This window comes from Micromonospora sp. NPDC005252 (genome assembly GCF_042872475.1).
Classification (GTDB): domain Bacteria; phylum Actinomycetota; class Actinomycetes; order Mycobacteriales; family Micromonosporaceae; genus Micromonospora.
Genome location: NZ_JBIAKN010000005.1, coordinates 198807 through 214250 on the forward strand (window position 1 = coordinate 198807; position 15444 = coordinate 214250).

At 72.8% G+C, this 15444-nt stretch carries 11 protein-coding genes and 1 riboswitch; of the genes, 5 read left to right on the forward strand and 6 right to left on the reverse strand.

What is annotated here, in order from left to right; translation table 11 throughout:
• Nucleotides 1-63: 63 nt before the first annotated feature.
• Nucleotides 64-762 carry a transglycosylase family protein gene (locus tag ACFYPH_RS17025; RefSeq protein WP_354863349.1) on the reverse strand — a complete coding sequence of 233 codons (699 nt, stop codon included), beginning with the start codon at nucleotides 760-762 and terminating at the stop codon, nucleotides 64-66.
• Nucleotides 762-906, reverse strand: a riboswitch (cyclic di-AMP (ydaO/yuaA leader). It overlaps the preceding gene by 1 nt.
• A gap of 465 nt (nucleotides 907-1371) precedes the next feature.
• On the opposite strand from ACFYPH_RS17025, the gene ACFYPH_RS17030 reads away from it, so the two are divergent.
• A complete protein-coding gene (locus ACFYPH_RS17030; protein ID WP_354863347.1) occupies nucleotides 1372-1860 on the forward strand; it encodes a peptidoglycan-binding domain-containing protein in 489 nt (162 codons plus the stop codon).
• Nucleotides 1861-1944: 84 nt separating this feature from the next.
• Here ACFYPH_RS17030 and ACFYPH_RS17035 read toward each other — a convergent pair whose 3' ends face one another.
• A complete protein-coding gene (locus tag ACFYPH_RS17035) occupies nucleotides 1945-2346 on the reverse strand; it encodes a peptidase inhibitor family I36 protein (RefSeq protein ID WP_354863346.1) in 402 nt (133 codons plus the stop codon).
• Nucleotides 2347-2528: 182 nt separating this feature from the next.
• Between ACFYPH_RS17035 and ACFYPH_RS17040 the strand changes: the two genes are divergently transcribed.
• A complete protein-coding gene (locus ACFYPH_RS17040) occupies nucleotides 2529-5366 on the forward strand; it encodes a BTAD domain-containing putative transcriptional regulator (RefSeq protein ID WP_387182690.1) in 2838 nt (945 codons plus the stop codon).
• Between the two features lie 33 nt (nucleotides 5367-5399).
• Here ACFYPH_RS17040 and htpG read toward each other — a convergent pair whose 3' ends face one another.
• The gene (htpG, locus tag ACFYPH_RS17045; protein WP_387182693.1) at nucleotides 5400-7316 is read right to left on the reverse strand and encodes a molecular chaperone HtpG; all 1917 of its coding nucleotides are present in this window, start codon (nucleotides 7314-7316) and stop codon (nucleotides 5400-5402) included.
• Between the two features lie 210 nt (nucleotides 7317-7526).
• Between htpG and ACFYPH_RS17050 the strand changes: the two genes are divergently transcribed.
• Nucleotides 7527-8225 carry an SDR family oxidoreductase gene (locus ACFYPH_RS17050; RefSeq protein ID WP_355068682.1) on the forward strand — a complete coding sequence of 233 codons (699 nt, stop codon included), beginning with the start codon at nucleotides 7527-7529 and terminating at the stop codon, nucleotides 8223-8225.
• 63 nt (nucleotides 8226-8288) lie between these two features.
• Here the strand turns inward: ACFYPH_RS17050 and ACFYPH_RS17055 are convergent, their stop codons facing one another.
• Nucleotides 8289-10046 (reverse strand): M28 family peptidase, encoded by a 1758-nt coding sequence (locus ACFYPH_RS17055; protein WP_387182697.1) that lies wholly within the window; start codon nucleotides 10044-10046, stop codon nucleotides 8289-8291.
• A 205-nt stretch (nucleotides 10047-10251) separates the two neighbouring features.
• Here ACFYPH_RS17055 and ACFYPH_RS17060 point away from each other — a divergent pair, with 205 nt between their 5' ends.
• A complete protein-coding gene (locus ACFYPH_RS17060) occupies nucleotides 10252-13164 on the forward strand; it encodes an ATP-binding protein (protein ID WP_387182699.1) in 2913 nt (970 codons plus the stop codon).
• Between the two features lie 15 nt (nucleotides 13165-13179).
• Here ACFYPH_RS17060 and ACFYPH_RS17065 read toward each other — a convergent pair whose 3' ends face one another.
• Entirely contained in the window at nucleotides 13180-13944 is a 765-nt protein-coding gene (locus ACFYPH_RS17065) for a hypothetical protein (protein WP_354862205.1), read from the reverse strand.
• Entirely contained in the window at nucleotides 13941-14441 is a 501-nt protein-coding gene (locus tag ACFYPH_RS17070; RefSeq protein ID WP_354862204.1) for a SigE family RNA polymerase sigma factor, read from the reverse strand. The genes ACFYPH_RS17065 and ACFYPH_RS17070 overlap by 4 nt, the downstream gene beginning before the upstream one ends.
• A gap of 140 nt (nucleotides 14442-14581) precedes the next feature.
• On the opposite strand from ACFYPH_RS17070, the gene ACFYPH_RS17075 reads away from it, so the two are divergent.
• Entirely contained in the window at nucleotides 14582-15433 is an 852-nt protein-coding gene (locus ACFYPH_RS17075) for a DUF3152 domain-containing protein (RefSeq protein ID WP_363939652.1), read from the forward strand.
• Nucleotides 15434-15444: the final 11 nt, after the last annotated feature.

The following is a 15444-nucleotide window of genomic DNA, read 5'->3' on the forward strand; positions in this document are numbered from 1 at the left end:
GCCCCCGCCCGGCCCCCCCCCCCCCCGCCCCCGCCCCCCCCCCCCCCCCCGCTGCTGGTGCTCTTACAGGCTGAGCCGCTGGCCCGGGAGGATCAGACCCGGGTCGGCGCCGATCAGCTGCCGGTTGCGCTCGTACAGGGCCTGCCAGCCGCCGGCCTGGCGGTGGCTGTCGGCGATCTCCGACAGGGTGTCCCCCGGGTTGACCACATACGTGTCGCCGCTGGCCGCCGGGGCGGTGCGCTCGTGGTTGCGGGTCGCCGGCTGGTCGCCGCGCGACGACCGCTCCTTCGGGGCGGTGGACCGGTCCTTCCCGGCGGTGGACCGGTCCTTCGGGGCGGTGGACTTCGACGACTTCGCGGTCGACTTCGTCGAGGACTTCGTGGCGGAGCCGCCCGACGAGCCGCCCTTGCGGCCGCAGGTCGGCCACGCGCCGATGCCCTGCCCGTCGAGCACCTTCTCGGCGATGGCGATCTGCTCGCCGCGGCTGGCCAGGTCGGCACGGGCGGCGTACTTCTTGCCGCCGTAGCCGGCCCAGGTGCCCTGGGAGAACTGCAACCCGCCGTAGTAGCCGTTACCGGTGTTGATCTTCCAGTTGCCGCCGGACTCGCACTTGGCGATCGCGTCCCAGTTGACACCGGCCTGGGCCGGGGCCGCGGGGCCGAAGAGGGCGACGGCGCCGGTGATCGCGCCGACGGCCAGGGTGCCGACGGCGACGCGGCGGGTGGTGACCCGTCGATGACGGGGCGTGTGGACAGACGTCATGTGTGGTTCCTCCACGCCGGCGAGGTGAGCTGTCGGGTTCGGGCCGAGGAGCCCGGCCGCGCGGTGGCGGCTTCACCCCGAGGTGACATGCACCGAGGAACGTGGGTCCCCCGCTCCTGCCCGGGGTTCTGGTATCCGACGACCGGGGGCAGGATTTGGCGTTGCCGGTCGTGGTGTCCACGGTGGTGGACTCGATCGACGGTAGGCACGGTCGGTGACCCTCGCCCAACGCTTGTGAACTTGTTCACCGGCGCACGCGCGGCGCCTCTGCCAGCGGTTGCGGACCACGCGCGGCTGTGCACCGACCATCATGGACCGATTCCGATCAGGCCCGGATGTCACCGCCCGTACGCAGCCAGGCGCCGGTGCGACGGAGCAGTTCGAGGTGAGGAACGGGCCGATCGGCGGGTGGTGGGAGCGGCCGTGCTCCCAGGAGGCGCCGATCGTGGCACGCCAGCTCGGCGTGCGGTCCCTGCCCGCTGAAGATCACGGCGTCGACGGGCATCGGCGCTCCTGGGAATTGACGTTCGGGCAGGAAACCATAGATCGACGGCCGCGATGCTCGGAAGCACACCGGGTCGACCCCGGCAACCTTCCCAGGAGGAGAGCATGCCGATCCACCGGAGCCGCATCGGCCGCCGCAGCGCCGCCGCCACCCTCGTGACCGTCCTGGCCAGCGCCGGCCTGACCCTGCTCGCACCGACCGCCGCGCACGCGTCCAGCCCCTGCACCAGCCTGACCTTCTACCGGGTCGGCGGCTATCCGGGCGGCGCGGACATGCACGTGCCGACCATCGGTTGGCAGACCGGGAACAAACAGTGCTATCTCACCTACGGCCACTCGGGCTCGGCGGTGCTGGTGCTTCAAGAGGCGCTGAACAACTGCTACTCGCGCTCACTGAGCCTCGACGGCAACTACGGCCCGAAGACCCGCGACGCCGTCCGGTACGCCCAACACAAGATCAACGAAGACATCGTGTACGCGAACATCGCCGAGGACGGCGAGTACGGCCCGCAGACCCGGGCGTACATGGGCTTCGCGATCTTCGGGGTCAACGGCGGCCCGGTCATCCCGAACGTCTGCTACTACCCGGGCTGAGCCGCGTGACGGCGCCGGTCGGAGTCCCCCGTGGAATTCCGACCGGCGCCGTCGTGCACCCCCCTGCCCGCTTCGGTCCGCGGATCAGCAGACCCGGACCGCCTCGATCCGCTGGTTCCAGTTCCCCCCGATCGCGGCCGAGTCGTACGCCAGGTTCGCCCGGTAGCCGTAGGCGTGCTGGTAGCCGAGCAGGCCGGTGGCGTTGGCGTTGTCCCAGAAGGTGGAGACGGTGCCCGACGGCCGGTTGTTGATGATCGACTGGGTCCTGTTGCGGAAGTACGAGGGCAGCCCGACGTCGTTGCAGCCGTTGTACGGCCCGTCGAGCAGGAAGATGTCCCCGCTGAAGTTGGTCCCGGCGTACAGGCAGAGCAGACCCGAGGGGCAGGCGTAGTTGGCCTGGGCAGGGCTCGGGGCGACGCCGAGCGCGGCGCCCACGGCAACCACGCCGAGCAGGGCGGACGTGAACCTTCGCAGAGCACTTCGCACGATGGTGACCTCCGGTGTCGTCACGACCGGAACAGGCCGTGAGTCGAATTGCCGACATCGCATTGATTGATGCCGCTGTGCCAACGATGATCTGCGCGGCAGGTCGACGAATTCCTGCCGGAACCTCAATCCGGCCGTCCGTCGGCGGATTGTCCGACTGGCGATGCGGCGAGCGGCGGTTCATGGAGATTCGGGTCCTCGGGCCGGTCGAGGTCTGGGCGGACGGCCGCCTGGTCGACGCCGGAGCAGCCCGCCAGCGCGCCGTCCTGGCCGCGCTGGCGGTCGACGTCGGCCGACCGGTCCATGTGGAGTCGCTGGTGGACCGGGTCTGGGGCGACACGCCACCGCCCAGGGTTCGCCACAACCTGCACGTCTACCTCGCCCGGCTCCGCCGCGTGCTGGCCGACGCGGGCGCACCGGACGCGCTGGTACGACGCTCCGGCGGGTACCTGCTGGACCAACCACCGGAGACAGTGGACGGCCCGCACTTCGACGTGCTGCGGCACCGGGCCGATGGGCTGGTCGACGACGACCCCGAGCGGGTGGAGCTGTTGCGCCGGGCGCTGGAGCTGTGGCGCGGCGAGCCGCTGGCCGGGCTGCCCGGCGAGTGGGCGGCCCGGGTCCGGCAGGACTGGCACCGCCGGCACACCGACACCGCCGTGCAGTGGGCGCGCGGCCTGCTGCGGCGGGGCGAGCCGGAAGCGGTCATCGACCCGCTGACCCGGCTCGCCGACGACCACCCCCTGGACGAACCGGTCGCCGCCGTGCTGCTGCACGCGCTGGCCGCGGCCGGTCGCGGCGCACAGGCGCTGGCGTACTACGCCCGGCTGCGGGACCGGCTCGCCGACGCGCTCGGCGCGGACCCGGGCGTCGAGCTCCGCCAGCTGCACCAGGCCATCCTGCGCGGTGAGATCACCGTGCCCACTCCGGGACCGTCCCCCGCCCCCGCCGCCGCGGGCCCGGTCGCCAGGCCGCACCCGGAGCGCCCGATCCCGGCGCAGTTGCCGTCGGATGTCCGGGGTTTCGCCGGGCGCGGTCCGGAGCTGGCTCGTCTGGACGCGCTGCGGGCGTCCGCCGAGGCGCAACCCGGGGCGGTCCCGCTGGCGGTGCTCTCCGGGGCGGGCGGGGTGGGCAAGACGGCGCTCGCCGTGCACTGGGCGCACCGGGCCGCCGGACACTTCCCCGACGGGCAGCTCTACGCCAACCTGCAGGGCTACAGCCACAGCGGTGTGGTGCGCAGCCCGGAGCAGGTGGTCCGGGGTTTCCTGGCCGCGCTCGGGGTGCCGCCGCGGGAGGTGCCGGCGGATGAGCAGGCACAGACCGCGCTGTACCGGAGTCTGCTCGCCGGTCGGCGGATGCTGGTGCTGCTCGACAACGCCCGGGACGCGGCGCAGGTCCGGCCGCTGCTGCCGGGCGCCGCCGGCTGCCTGGTGCTGGTGACCAGCCGGGATCGGCTCACCGGGCTGGTGGCCACCGAGGGCGCCGAGGCGGTCGTGCTGGATCTGCTCACCGCCGAGGACGCGCAGGCCCTGCTCTACGCGCGGATCGGGGCGCGGGCGAGGGTCGAGCGGGCCGCCGTCGACGAGCTGGTCCGACTCTGCGACCGGCTGCCACTGGCCCTGGTCGTGGTGGCGGCCCGGGCGGTGGTCCGGCCCCAGCTGCCCCTGACCGAGTTGGGCGCGCAGCTCCGGGCCGACGGCCGGCTGGACGGACTGGACACCGGAGAGCACGAGAGCAGTGTGCGGGGGGCGCTGTCCTGGTCGTACCGGCTGTTGTCGGCGTCGACCGCGCGGCTGTTCCGGCTGGTCGGGGGAAGTACGGACGTGACGGTGAGTACGGCGGCCGCGGTCAGTCTCGCCGGCGGCGGTCGACGGGCCGTCCGGGCGGCGTTCGCCGAGCTGGCCGACGCGCATCTGGTGTTGGAGCGCGGCCCGGACCGGTACGCGATGCACGACCTGTTGCGGGCCTTCGCGGCCGAACTGTCCGCCGAACACGATCCGGCCGGCGACCGGGCCGAGGCGCGCGGCCGGCTCTTCGACCACTACCTGCACAGCGCGCACGGCGCCGCCGTGCTGCTGCACCCGCACTGGGATCCGATCACCCTCGCCCCGGCCGTCGCCGGCGTCCGGCCGGAGAAGTTCGGCGACCATGACGAGGCGGTGGCCTGGTTCACGCGCGAGCGCGACGTGCTGATCGCGCTTGTCGAACGATGCTCCGCCAGCGGGTTCGACCGACACGCCTGGCAGCTGGCCTGGAGCCTGACCAGTTTCCTGGACCGGCAGGGCGGCTGGCACGACCAGTTGGCGGTGCAGCGTACGGCGCTGGCGGCGGCGCGGCGCGGCGGCGAGGTGGCCGGGCAGGCGCACGCGCACCGCAGCCTGGCCCGGGCGCACGCCCGCCTGGGTCGGCTCGACGAGGCGCCCGGTCAGCTCCAGCGGGCGCTGGAACTGTTCCGCGAGCTGGGCGACCCGGCCAACCAGGGGCACACCTGCCTCGACCTCGCCGAGGTGGCCGACCGCGAGGGCCGGCGTGCCGAGGTGGTCGAGCATGCCGAGGCGGCGTTGGCGCTGTACCGCGAGGCGGGCCACCGCTACGGGCAGGCGATGGCGTTGAACGCGGTCGGCTGGTATCGGGCCCAGCTCGGCGCGCACGACGCCGCGGTGGAGGCGTGCCAGCAGGCGCTGGAGCTGCTGCGCGAGTTCGACGACCGGCAGGGCCAGGCGCCCACCTGGGACACCCTCGGCTACGCGCAGCACCGCGCGGGACGACCCGCGGAGGCGGTGGCCGCGTACCGGCACGCGGTTGAGCTGTACCGGGAGTTCCGGGACCGGTACTACGAGGCGGACACGCTGACGCACCTCGCGGAGGCGTTGGCCGACGTCGGCGACCCGGCGGAAGCGGCGCGGAGTTGGCGGACGGCGCTGGGCATCCTCGACGAACTCGGGCACCCGGACGCCGAGGGGGTCCGCCGTCGGCTGGCGGACGCCAACGCAACCGGACCGGCCGGCGGGGCCCGCTGATCGGGCGACCCGCCGGCCGGAGGGGTCGAACGGCTACAGGGTGCGCGCCAGCCGATCGGCGAGCGTACGGGTGAACCGGGCCGGGTCGGCCAGCTCACCGCCCTCGGCGAGCACCGCCAGGCCGTACAGCAGCTCGGCGGTCTCGGTCAGGGTCTCGGTGGAGTCGCCCTGCTCGTGAGCCTTGCGCAGCCCCGTGACCAGCGGGTGACCGGGGTTGATCTCCAGGATGCGCTTGGCCGAGGGGACGTCGTGCCCCATCGCCCGGTACATCTTCTCCAGCGTCGGCGTGAGGTCGTGCGCGTCGCCCACCACACAGGCCGGTGAGGTGGTCAGCCGCGACGAGAGGCGGACCTCCCGGACGCTGTCGGCGAGGGTGGTGCCCAGCCACTCCACCAGCGCGGCGAACTCCTGCCGCTGCTGCTCGCGCTCGGCCTCGGCCTGCTGCTTCTCCTCGTCGGTGTCCAGGTCGACCTGGCCCTTGGCGATCGAGCGCAGCGGCCGGCCGTCGTACTCGCCGACCCGCTCGACCCACACCTCGTCGACCGGGTCGGTGAGCAGCAGCACCTCGTGGCCCTTGGCCCGGAACGCCTCCAGGTGCGGGGAGTTCTCGATGGTGGCGCGGGAGTCGCCGGTGGCGTACCAGATGTCGCTCTGGCCGTCCTTCATGCGCGCGAGGTAGCCGGCCAGGTCGGTGGGCTCCGCCGCGTCGTGGGTGGAGGCGACCGACAGGATCTCCAGCAGGGAGTCCCGGTTGTCGGTGTCGTCGATCAGCCCTTCCTTGACCACGGCGCCGAACTCGGTCCAGAAGGTGCGGTAGCGCTCGGGGTGGTTGGCCTTGAGGTCCTTGACCGTGGCGAGGACCTTGCGGACCAGGCGGCGGCGGACGATCTGGATCTGCCGGTCCTGCTGGAGGATCTCGCGGGAGATGTTCAGCGACAGGTCGTGCGCGTCGACGACGCCCTTGACGAAGCGCAGGTAGGTGGGGACCAACGCCTCGCAGTCGTCCATGATGAACACGCGCTTGACGTAGAGCTGGACGCCGCGCCGGCCCTGCGGGGAGAAGAGGTCCAGCGGGGCGTGACTGGGCAGGAACAGCAGCGCCTCGTACTCGAAGGTGCCCTCGCCCTTCATGTGCACGACCTCGAGCGGGTCGGCCCAGTCGTGGCTGACGTGCTTGTAGAACTCGTTGTACTCGGCGGCGTCGACCTCGTCGCGGGGACGCGCCCAGAGCGCCTTCATGGAGTTGAGGGTCTGCACCTCGCTGGTGGCCGGCTCACCCTCGGCGCCGGGACGCTCGACGGTCATCCGGATCGGCCACGCGATGAAGTCGGAGTACCGCTTGACGATCTCGCGGATGGTCCACTCGGCGGTGTAGTCGTGCAGGTTGTCCTCGGTGTCGGCCGGCTTGAGGTGCAGGGTCACCGTGGTGCCCTGCGGCGCCTCGTCGACCGCCTCGATCGAGTACGTGCCCTCGCCGGTGGACTCCCAGCGGGTGCCGCCGGTCTCGCCGGCCTTGCGGGTCAGCAGGGTGACCCGGTCGGCGACCATGAACGCGGCGTAGAAGCCGACGCCGAACTGGCCGATGAGGTCCTGCGAGGCGTGGGCGTCGGAGGCTTCGCGCAGCTGGCGCAGCAGCTCGGCGGTGCCCGACTTGGCGATCGTGCCGATCAGCCGGACCACCTCGTCGCGGGTCATCCCGATGCCGTTGTCCCGCACGGTAAGCGTGCGGGCGTCCCGGTCGACCTCGATGGCGACGTGCAGGTCGTCGATGTCGGCGACGAGATCCTTGTCGACGAGCGTCGCCAGCCGCAGCTTGTCCAGGGCGTCGGACGCGTTCGAGATGAGTTCCCGCAGGAAGACGTCCTTGTTCGAGTAGATCGAGTGGACCACCAGCTGGAGGAGCTGACGCGCCTCGGCCTGGAACTCCAACGTCTCGGCCTGGTTGCTCACACCGTCTCCCTTCTCGGCTCGTGCGGAGGTTCGCGCAAAGGATACGAGTCGTCACCGCCGCGGTCGTGCCCGCGTCCGGGTCGTATTCCCGATCCGCGGGGTGCGCGCGGTGACATAGCTGACTTTGCTCAGCAGAAGTCAGCCGGATAGCGTTCCGGTCAGCAATCGACCTCGCGCCATCTCGGCCAGCCACGAACCTGGAGCACCCCCATGAAGATCGCTGGAAGCACCGCCCTCGTCACCGGCGCCAACCGGGGCTTCGGCCGCCACCTCGCCGCCGAACTCGTCGCCCGGGGCGCGACCGTCTACGCCGGCGCCCGCAACCCCGACTCCGTCGACCTGCCCGGCGTGACGCCGGTCCGGCTGGACATCACCGACCCCGATTCGGTGGCCGCCGCCGCGAAGCTGGCCGGCGACGTGAACCTGCTGATCAACAACGCCGGCATCGACACCGGAACCGACCTCCTCGACGGCGACCTCACGCTCGTCCGCCTGGAGCTGGAGACCCACTACCTCGGCACCCTGTCGGTGGTCCGGGCGTTCACGCCGGTCATCACCGGCAACGGCGGCGGGACGATCCTCAACGTGCTCTCCGTGCTGTCCTGGGTCAACTTCCCCAACGCCGGGGCGTACGGCGCCGCGAAGTCGGCCGAGTGGGCGATGACCAACGCCCTGCGCGTGCAGCTCGCCGAGCGGGGCGTCCGGGTCGCCGGCCTGCACGTCGGCTACATGGACACCGAGATGACCGCCGGGGTCACCGCCCCGAAGTCCGACCCGGCGGCGATCGCCCGGATCGGCATCGATGGCATCGAGGCCGACGCGTACGAGATCGTCACCGACGAGATCAGCCGGCAGGTGCAGGCCGGGCTCGCCGGCGGGGTCGCCGCGCTCTACCCGCAGCTCCCCTGAGCCAGGACGCGACGGGCCGCCGCCGGATCATCCCGGCGGCGGCCCCCTTCGACGGGTACGCCCTCAGCTGGCCTGCAACGTCACGTCGTCGATCACGAAGCTGGTCTGCAGCGACGAGTCCTCGGTGCCGGTGAACTTCAGGGTCACCGTCTGCCCGGCGAACCCGGCCACGTTGAACGTGCGCTGCACGTAGCCGCTGGCGGCGTTCAGGTTCGAGTACGTCGCCAGCGTGGTCGAGCCCACCTGCACGGTCAGCTTGTCGTACGCCGTGGAGGTGGTGGTCTCGGCGGTGTCGACGTGCAGCCAGAACGACAGCGTGTAGCTGGCGCAGCCGGCCGGCACGGTCACCGACTGGGACAGGGTGTCGGTGTGAGCGCTGCCGTACCCGTCGAGCCACGCCTTGTACGACCCGGTCCGGGCCGGCTGACTGCTGGAGTTGGTGATCACGCCGGAGGACGCGGTCCACGGCGTGCTGCCGCTCTCGAAGCCACCGTTGCCGATCACCTGCCCGCCGGCGCAGCCGCCGGTGCCGGTCACCGTGAGGGTGAGACTGGCCGTCCGGGTCACCGACCCGGTGCCGGTGACCGTGACGGTGACGGTGCCCGTGGCGGCGCTGGCCGACGCGGTCAGGGTCAGCGTGGCCGACCCGCCGGAGGTCACCGACGACGGGCTGAAGGAGACGCTCACCCCGCTGGGCGCCCCGGACGCGGTGAGGCTGACCGTCTGCGCGGAGCCGGCGGTGGTCGCGGTGCCGACCGTGGCGGTGGCGCTGGCGCCCCGGGCGACGGTGAGCGCGGTCGGGCTGACCGAGATCGAGAAGTCGTTGGTCGGGGTGCCGCCGCCCACGGCGAGCTGCCACAGCGCGTACGCGACGCCGTCCGCGGCCCGGTTCAGCACCGTGGCGCTGACGTTGGCGGTGGTGTCGCAGGAACGGTGGTAGCACGAGTCGTAGGCGGCGTTGGCCGTGCCGCCCCACTTGGCCGCCTGGGTGCTCGTCTTACGGGCGCTCGCGCCCGCGGCGTAGCCGGAGGTGGGGATGCCGGCCTGCTGGAAGTAGTAGTCGTCGGAGCGGCCCTGACCCTCGACGTTCTCCTCCGGTTGCAGCCCCAGCGAGTCCCAGTACGCCTTCAGCGGCGCCGCCGTCGTGGAGGTGACCCGGTTGATGAAGTAGCCACCGTTGGTCGAGCCGACCATGTCGAAGTTGTAGTAGCCCTTGATGTAGCCGCGCTGGGTGGCGCTGAGCGAGTTCACGTAGAACCGGGAGCCGTTCAGGCCCTGCTCCTCGTCGGTCCACCAGGCGAACCGGACCTTCTTCGTCATGGTCGGGTTCTGCGCGGCGAGGACCAGCGCGTTCTCCAGCAGGGTGGCCGAGCCGGAGCCGTTGTCGTTGATGCCCGGGCCGGCCGAGACGCTGTCGAGGTGGGCGCCGAACATCACCACCTGGTCGGCCGGGCCGCCGGGCCACTCGGCGATGAGGTTGTTCGAGGGGTACGTGCAGCTGGAGCAGGTCTGCTCGCTGACGGTGTAGCCGGCGGCCTGGAGCTTGCTCTTCACGTAGCTGACCGAGGCGGTGTAGCCGGCCGAGCCGGCCCGCCGGTTGCCGCCGTTGCTGCTGGCGATGGAGTTGAGCTGGGTCAGGTGCGCCTGGACGTTGGTGACGGAGATGTCCGGCGCCGCCAGGACGGCGGCGGACGCGGCGATCGGCCGGGCCGCTGTCGTCGGGGCGGAGGGTGACGCGGTCACCGGCTGGGCGGCCAGCGTCACCGTCATCCCGGTGAACACGGTGAGCGCGATTCCCGCGCTCAGCGTTCTGCCTCTCATGGGGGCTCCTCGGGGGTTGGAGAGATAACCGAGACACTTACAGAGATCTATGTCGTCGGCATCGGACGTTCGTCCCGAACCGCCACCGGTTCGACGATGGGTACCGACGTCGGCACAGGTGAGTAGAGGTGCCAGGATGGGTAGGTAACGCCAGCGGGGTCGTCGGGCCCGGAACGGGGGGCTTAGCGATGAGGCCGGGTCGAGCGTGACACGACCCCGCACCGACCTGTTCGACGATGGCGGTGACACCGGACGGCTGATGGCCGAGCTGAACTGGGCCGACACCCCGCTGGGCGCGGTGTCGAGCTGGCCGCAGAGCCTGCGTGCCGCCGTGCGGGTGGTGCTCTCCTCCCGTTACCCCATGCTCCTGCTCTGGGGCGACCGCCTCTCCCAGCTCTACAACGACGCGTACTCCGCCCTGATCGGCGACAAGCACCCCGCCGCGCTCGGCGACGACGTGCGGGTGACCCTGGCCGAGGGCTGGGACGTCCTCGCGCCCCTGATCCAGCAGGCCATGGCGACCGGGGTGGCCAGTTGGGTGCCCGCTCTGCAACTCCTGCTGGAGCGCGCCGGCTACCGCGAGGAGGCGTACTTCAGCGTCTCGCACGCCCCCGCCCGCGACGACGACGGCCGCACCGTCGGTGTGCTGACGGTGTGCAGCGAGGTCACCGAGCAGGTCGTCGGCGAACGGCGACTGCGACTGCTGCGCGACCTGAGCCTGCGCGGCGACGGGCGCACCGTCGACGTCGAGGCCACCTGCGCCCGGCTGATCGACGCGATCGGCGACCACCCACTGGACGTGCCGTTCGCCGCGATCTACCTGCGCGACGGCGCGGTGCTGCGCCGGACGGCCTGCGCGGGCGGTGACGCGGGTCACCCCACGGTGGCCGGGGCGCTGCCGGACGTCGTCGACCTGGCCGACCCGAGCCCGGCGGCCCGCGCCTGGGCGCTCCCGGACGCCGCGCAGGGTCGGCCCACCGACGTGACGGGCGTCGCGGATCGACTGCCCCTGCCCGCCGGCCCGTGGGGCGATGCCACTCGCACCGCGCTGGCACTGCCGCTGCCCTCGGCCGCCGATGACCAGCCGCTCGGCGTCCTGCTGGCCGGCGTCAGCCCCAACCGGAAGCTGGACGAGGCGTACCGCTCCTTCTACCAACTGCTGACCCAACAGGTCTCCATTGCGGTACGCAACGCGAAGGAGTACGAGCAGGAGCGGCGCCGGGCCGAGACGCTGGCCGAGCTGGACCGGGTGAAGACCACCTTCTTCACCAACGTCAGCCACGAGTTCCGTACGCCGCTGACCCTCATGCTCGGGCCGCTCGCCGACGCGCTCGCCGACACCGCCGCGCCGCTGGCACCCGGGCAAAGGGAGCGGGTGGAGACCGCCTGGCGCAATGCCACCCGGCTGTTGACCCTGGTCAACAGCCTGCTCACCTTCTCCAGCCTGGAGGCCGGCCGGGCTCGCAGCGACGCCCGCGAGGTCGACCTCGCCGCGCTCACCGCGGAGCTGGCAAGCGTCTTCCGGGCCGCCGTCGAACGGGCCGGCCTGGCTCTGGAGGTCGACTGCCCGCCGCTGCCCCGGCCGGTCACCGTCGACCCGGTCAACTGGGAACGCATCGTCACCAATCTGCTGTCCAACGCCCTGAAGTACACGTTCATCGGCCGGATCCGGATCGCCGTGGACGCCGACCACGACGAGGTACGCCTCACCGTCGCCGACACCGGAATCGGCATCGCCGAGGCGGACCTGCCGAAGCTCTTCGAGCGCTTCCACCGGGTGCAGGGCGCGCGCTCGCGCAGCCACGAGGGCACCGGCATCGGCCTGGCCCTGGTTCACGAGCTGACCCGGCTGGAGGGCGGCGAGGTCCGGGTGACCAGCCAGGTGGGTGCCGGCACCGCCTTCACCGTGGCCCTGCCGTGGTCGGCGGCGCGGCGCGCGGTGACGACCGGGCCGGCACTCAACGGGCGGGGCGACGTGGCCCGCGCCGCCGTTTCAGAAGCGGTGGGCTGGCTGACCGACCCGGCCGGCAGCATCGTCGAGCCCGCCGCGGCGCCCGGCCCGGCCGCCGACGAGTTGGCCGGCGCCCGGATCCTGGTGGCCGACGACAACAGCGACATGCGCGCGTACCTGAGTCGGCTGCTCGCCGGTCAGGGCTGGCGGGTGCGGTCGGTCACCGACGGTCGGCAGGCCCTCGACGCGATCCACCGGGACCCGCCGGACCTCGTGCTCACCGACGTGATGATGCCGGTGCTGGACGGCTTCGACCTGGTACGCCGACTACGCGCCGACCCGGCGACCCGGGCGCTGCCGGTGCTGGTGCTCTCCGCCCGGGCCGGCGAGGAGGCCAGCGTGGTGGGCCTGAGCCTCGGCGCCGACGACTACCTGGTGAAGCCGTTCGCCGCCGCGGAGCTGATCGCCCGCGTCCGGGCTGCCATCCGCCGCGCCCGCACCGACCCGTCCGGCGACGACGCCACCGCGCGGACCGCCGACGACAGCCTGAGCGCGGCCGACGCCCCGAGGTCGACGCGACCCGCCGGGGCCACCGCCGTCGCGCCCGCTCCGCCGGTGGCGGAGCCCGCCGAGAGCGCACCCGTCGAGAGCGCCGCCGCCGAACCGGCCTACGACGAACCGGCCAACGCCGAACCAGCCGGCGGGGAACCGGCCAACGCCGAACCAGCCCACGGAGAACCGGCCGGCGGGTCCGTGGTCGGCACGGCCGACGGCGGGCTCGGCGACATCCTGGCCGCGGAGTGGACGTACCCGTCCGTGCCCACCTCGGCGGCCGCCATGCGCCAGGACGTCCGGCTGGCGTTGGACGAGCTGGACGTCCACACGGACGTGTTGCAGGATCTGCTGCTCGCCGCGTCCGAGGCGATGAACAACGCCGTCGAGCACGCACAACGACCCAGCCGCCCCGAGGTGCGGGTCCGGCTCCAGGTGGGTGCCGACCGGGTCCGGATCTCGGTACGCGACTTCGGCACCTGGAGGGACCGTCGGCCGGCCATGGACCGGGGCCGGGGCGCACTGTTGATGAACGCCTACGGCGACGTACGACTGGTCTCCACCGGCGAGGGGACGACGGTGACCATCGAGCGCCGGCTGACCGACCCGGCCTGAGTCACCGCCAGCGCCTCAGAGCCGACGGCCCCCGCGGTCACGGGCGACGATGCCGTCCAGGCGCTCCCCCGGCGTCAGCGTGGCCGGGTCGAACCAGAAGATCACCACCTGCTTGTCGATGCTCCAGCGCGCCACCCGGGCATCGACCTGCCGACCGGCCACCGTGCCGATGATCCGCTCGGCGGGGCCGACGAAGTAGCCGAAGGTGGGCACCGGCACGGCCGACGAGCGCTCGTCGTAGCCGATCTGGTGGAACCCGGGGCTGCGGTCGGCGCCCTCGACGTCGTTGACCAGGATGTCCGTGCTCAACGTGCCGTCGGGGGCGCGACGACCGGCGGCCAACCCGATGGTCACCTTGGGCTCGCCGGGCACCGACACCGCGACGACGTAGTAGACCCGCCAGTCGGCGCCGTGCCGCACCCCCGTGTCGATCAGCTTGCCCAGGGGTTTCGGACCTGGCACCCCGGGGGCCACCGTCTGCGGTGGTGTGGGCTCCCCCGACGCCGACGCCGCGGCCGATGCCGTGGCAGCGGCCGAGGGCGGAGCGACGGCGACCGGCGGTGCGGGACCGGTCGGCGCCGGACCGGTCGGCCCGGGCCCGCCGACCGCCACCACGGTGACAGCGACCAGCCCCGCCACGACCGTCGCCGCCGCGCCCCCGGCGACCCGCCGACGGATCCGCAGCCGCCGTCCCGCACGCATGACGGTGGCCAGATCGAGCGTGGCGTCGGGGCGCTCGGTCGCCCGCATGGCGTGGCGGAGCCGGTCCAGCTCGCTCATCGGCGGGCCTCCTCGTCGGCCGTGCGCGGCGCGGCCGTGCGCAGCTTCTCCAGGGCTCGCGAGCTGGTGCTCTTGACGGTGCCTACGGATACGGCGAGTTCCCGGGCCACCTGCGCCTCCGGCAGGTCGAAGTAGTAGCGCAGCACGACGATGGCCCGCTCCCGAGGGCTGAGCGCGCCGAGGATGGTGACCAACCAGCGCCGGGTGGCCACGTCGTCGGCCACGTCGCCACGCCGCTGTTCCGGCACCTCCTCGGTGGGGTACTCCCGCATCGGCCGCCGCCACCGATCCACCAGGTGGTTGACGAGGGTGCGACGGGCGTACCCGTAGGCGTCGTCGTCGTGGATTCGCGACCACGACGCGTAGGTGCGCACCAGCGCGGTCTGCGCGGCGTCCTCGGCCTGGTGGTGGTCGCCGGTCATCAGGAACGCGGCGTGCACCAGTCGCGCGGACGCCGCCCGCGCGAACTCGACGAACTCCGCGTCACCCCGCGCCACCGCGAACCCTCCCCCGTGCCACACCCTTTCAGACGGGCGAGGCTCCGCGAAGGTTGAGTCCTCGCGACGTCAACCTTTTGCCGGGCTCACCCGTCTTCTCTCCCGCGTCGCCGCGGACCGGCACGCGAGGGGAGAGAGACATGTCGACGAAGGCTACCCGTCGGGGGTATCTGCCCCCAGTGGCGTTGCTGCTGGTCGTAGCGCTGCTCACCGGGTGTGGCCTGCCCGCCGCCGGGAAGGGACCGGCCGGTGGCGCCGCGAGCGGACCGGACCCCGCCGGCCTGCCCTCGGCGGGACCGGTCGCGACGGGACGTCCGGCGGGAGTGGCCGGGAGCGGCGGTGTCGCGCCGGCGGCGCCCACGGTCGTGCCGGTCAGCTATCCCGCCACCGGCAGCAACCGCTGGTCGGTGGCCGCGGCCGAGACGACGGGTGGCGGCGGGAGCACCGGCGGGTTGCTGCGCTACCGGGTCGCCGTGGAGCGCGACATCCGGGGCCTGCGGGTGGGCGACATCGCCACGGCGATCTCCGCGACGTTGAACGACCCTCGCGGGTGGACGGCGGACGGGACGTGGCGGCTGCGCCGGGTCGGCGCGAACGAACCCACCGACTTCACGATCTACCTGGCGACCCCGGGCACCCGCGACACCCTCTGCCAGGACGTGCCGGACGGCTACACGTCGTGCCGCAACGGCGCCCGGGTGGTCCTCAACGTGGCGCGCTGGGTCACGGGGGTGCCGGACTACGGCGCGAGCCTGGCCACCTATCGGCAGTACATGGTCAACCACGAGGTGGGGCACAAACTCGGGTTCGGTCACGAGCGCTGCCCGGGGCGGGGCCGGCCGGCGCCGGTGATGCAGCAGCAGACGCTGGGCCTGCACGGGTGCCGCGCCGGGGCCTGGCCGTACCCGAACGGCACGACCCGCTACCGCGGACCGGTCGGGGCGTACGACGACGAGATCCCACGGCGCGAGGGCGCCTACGCGGCGCACTGACCCCGACGACC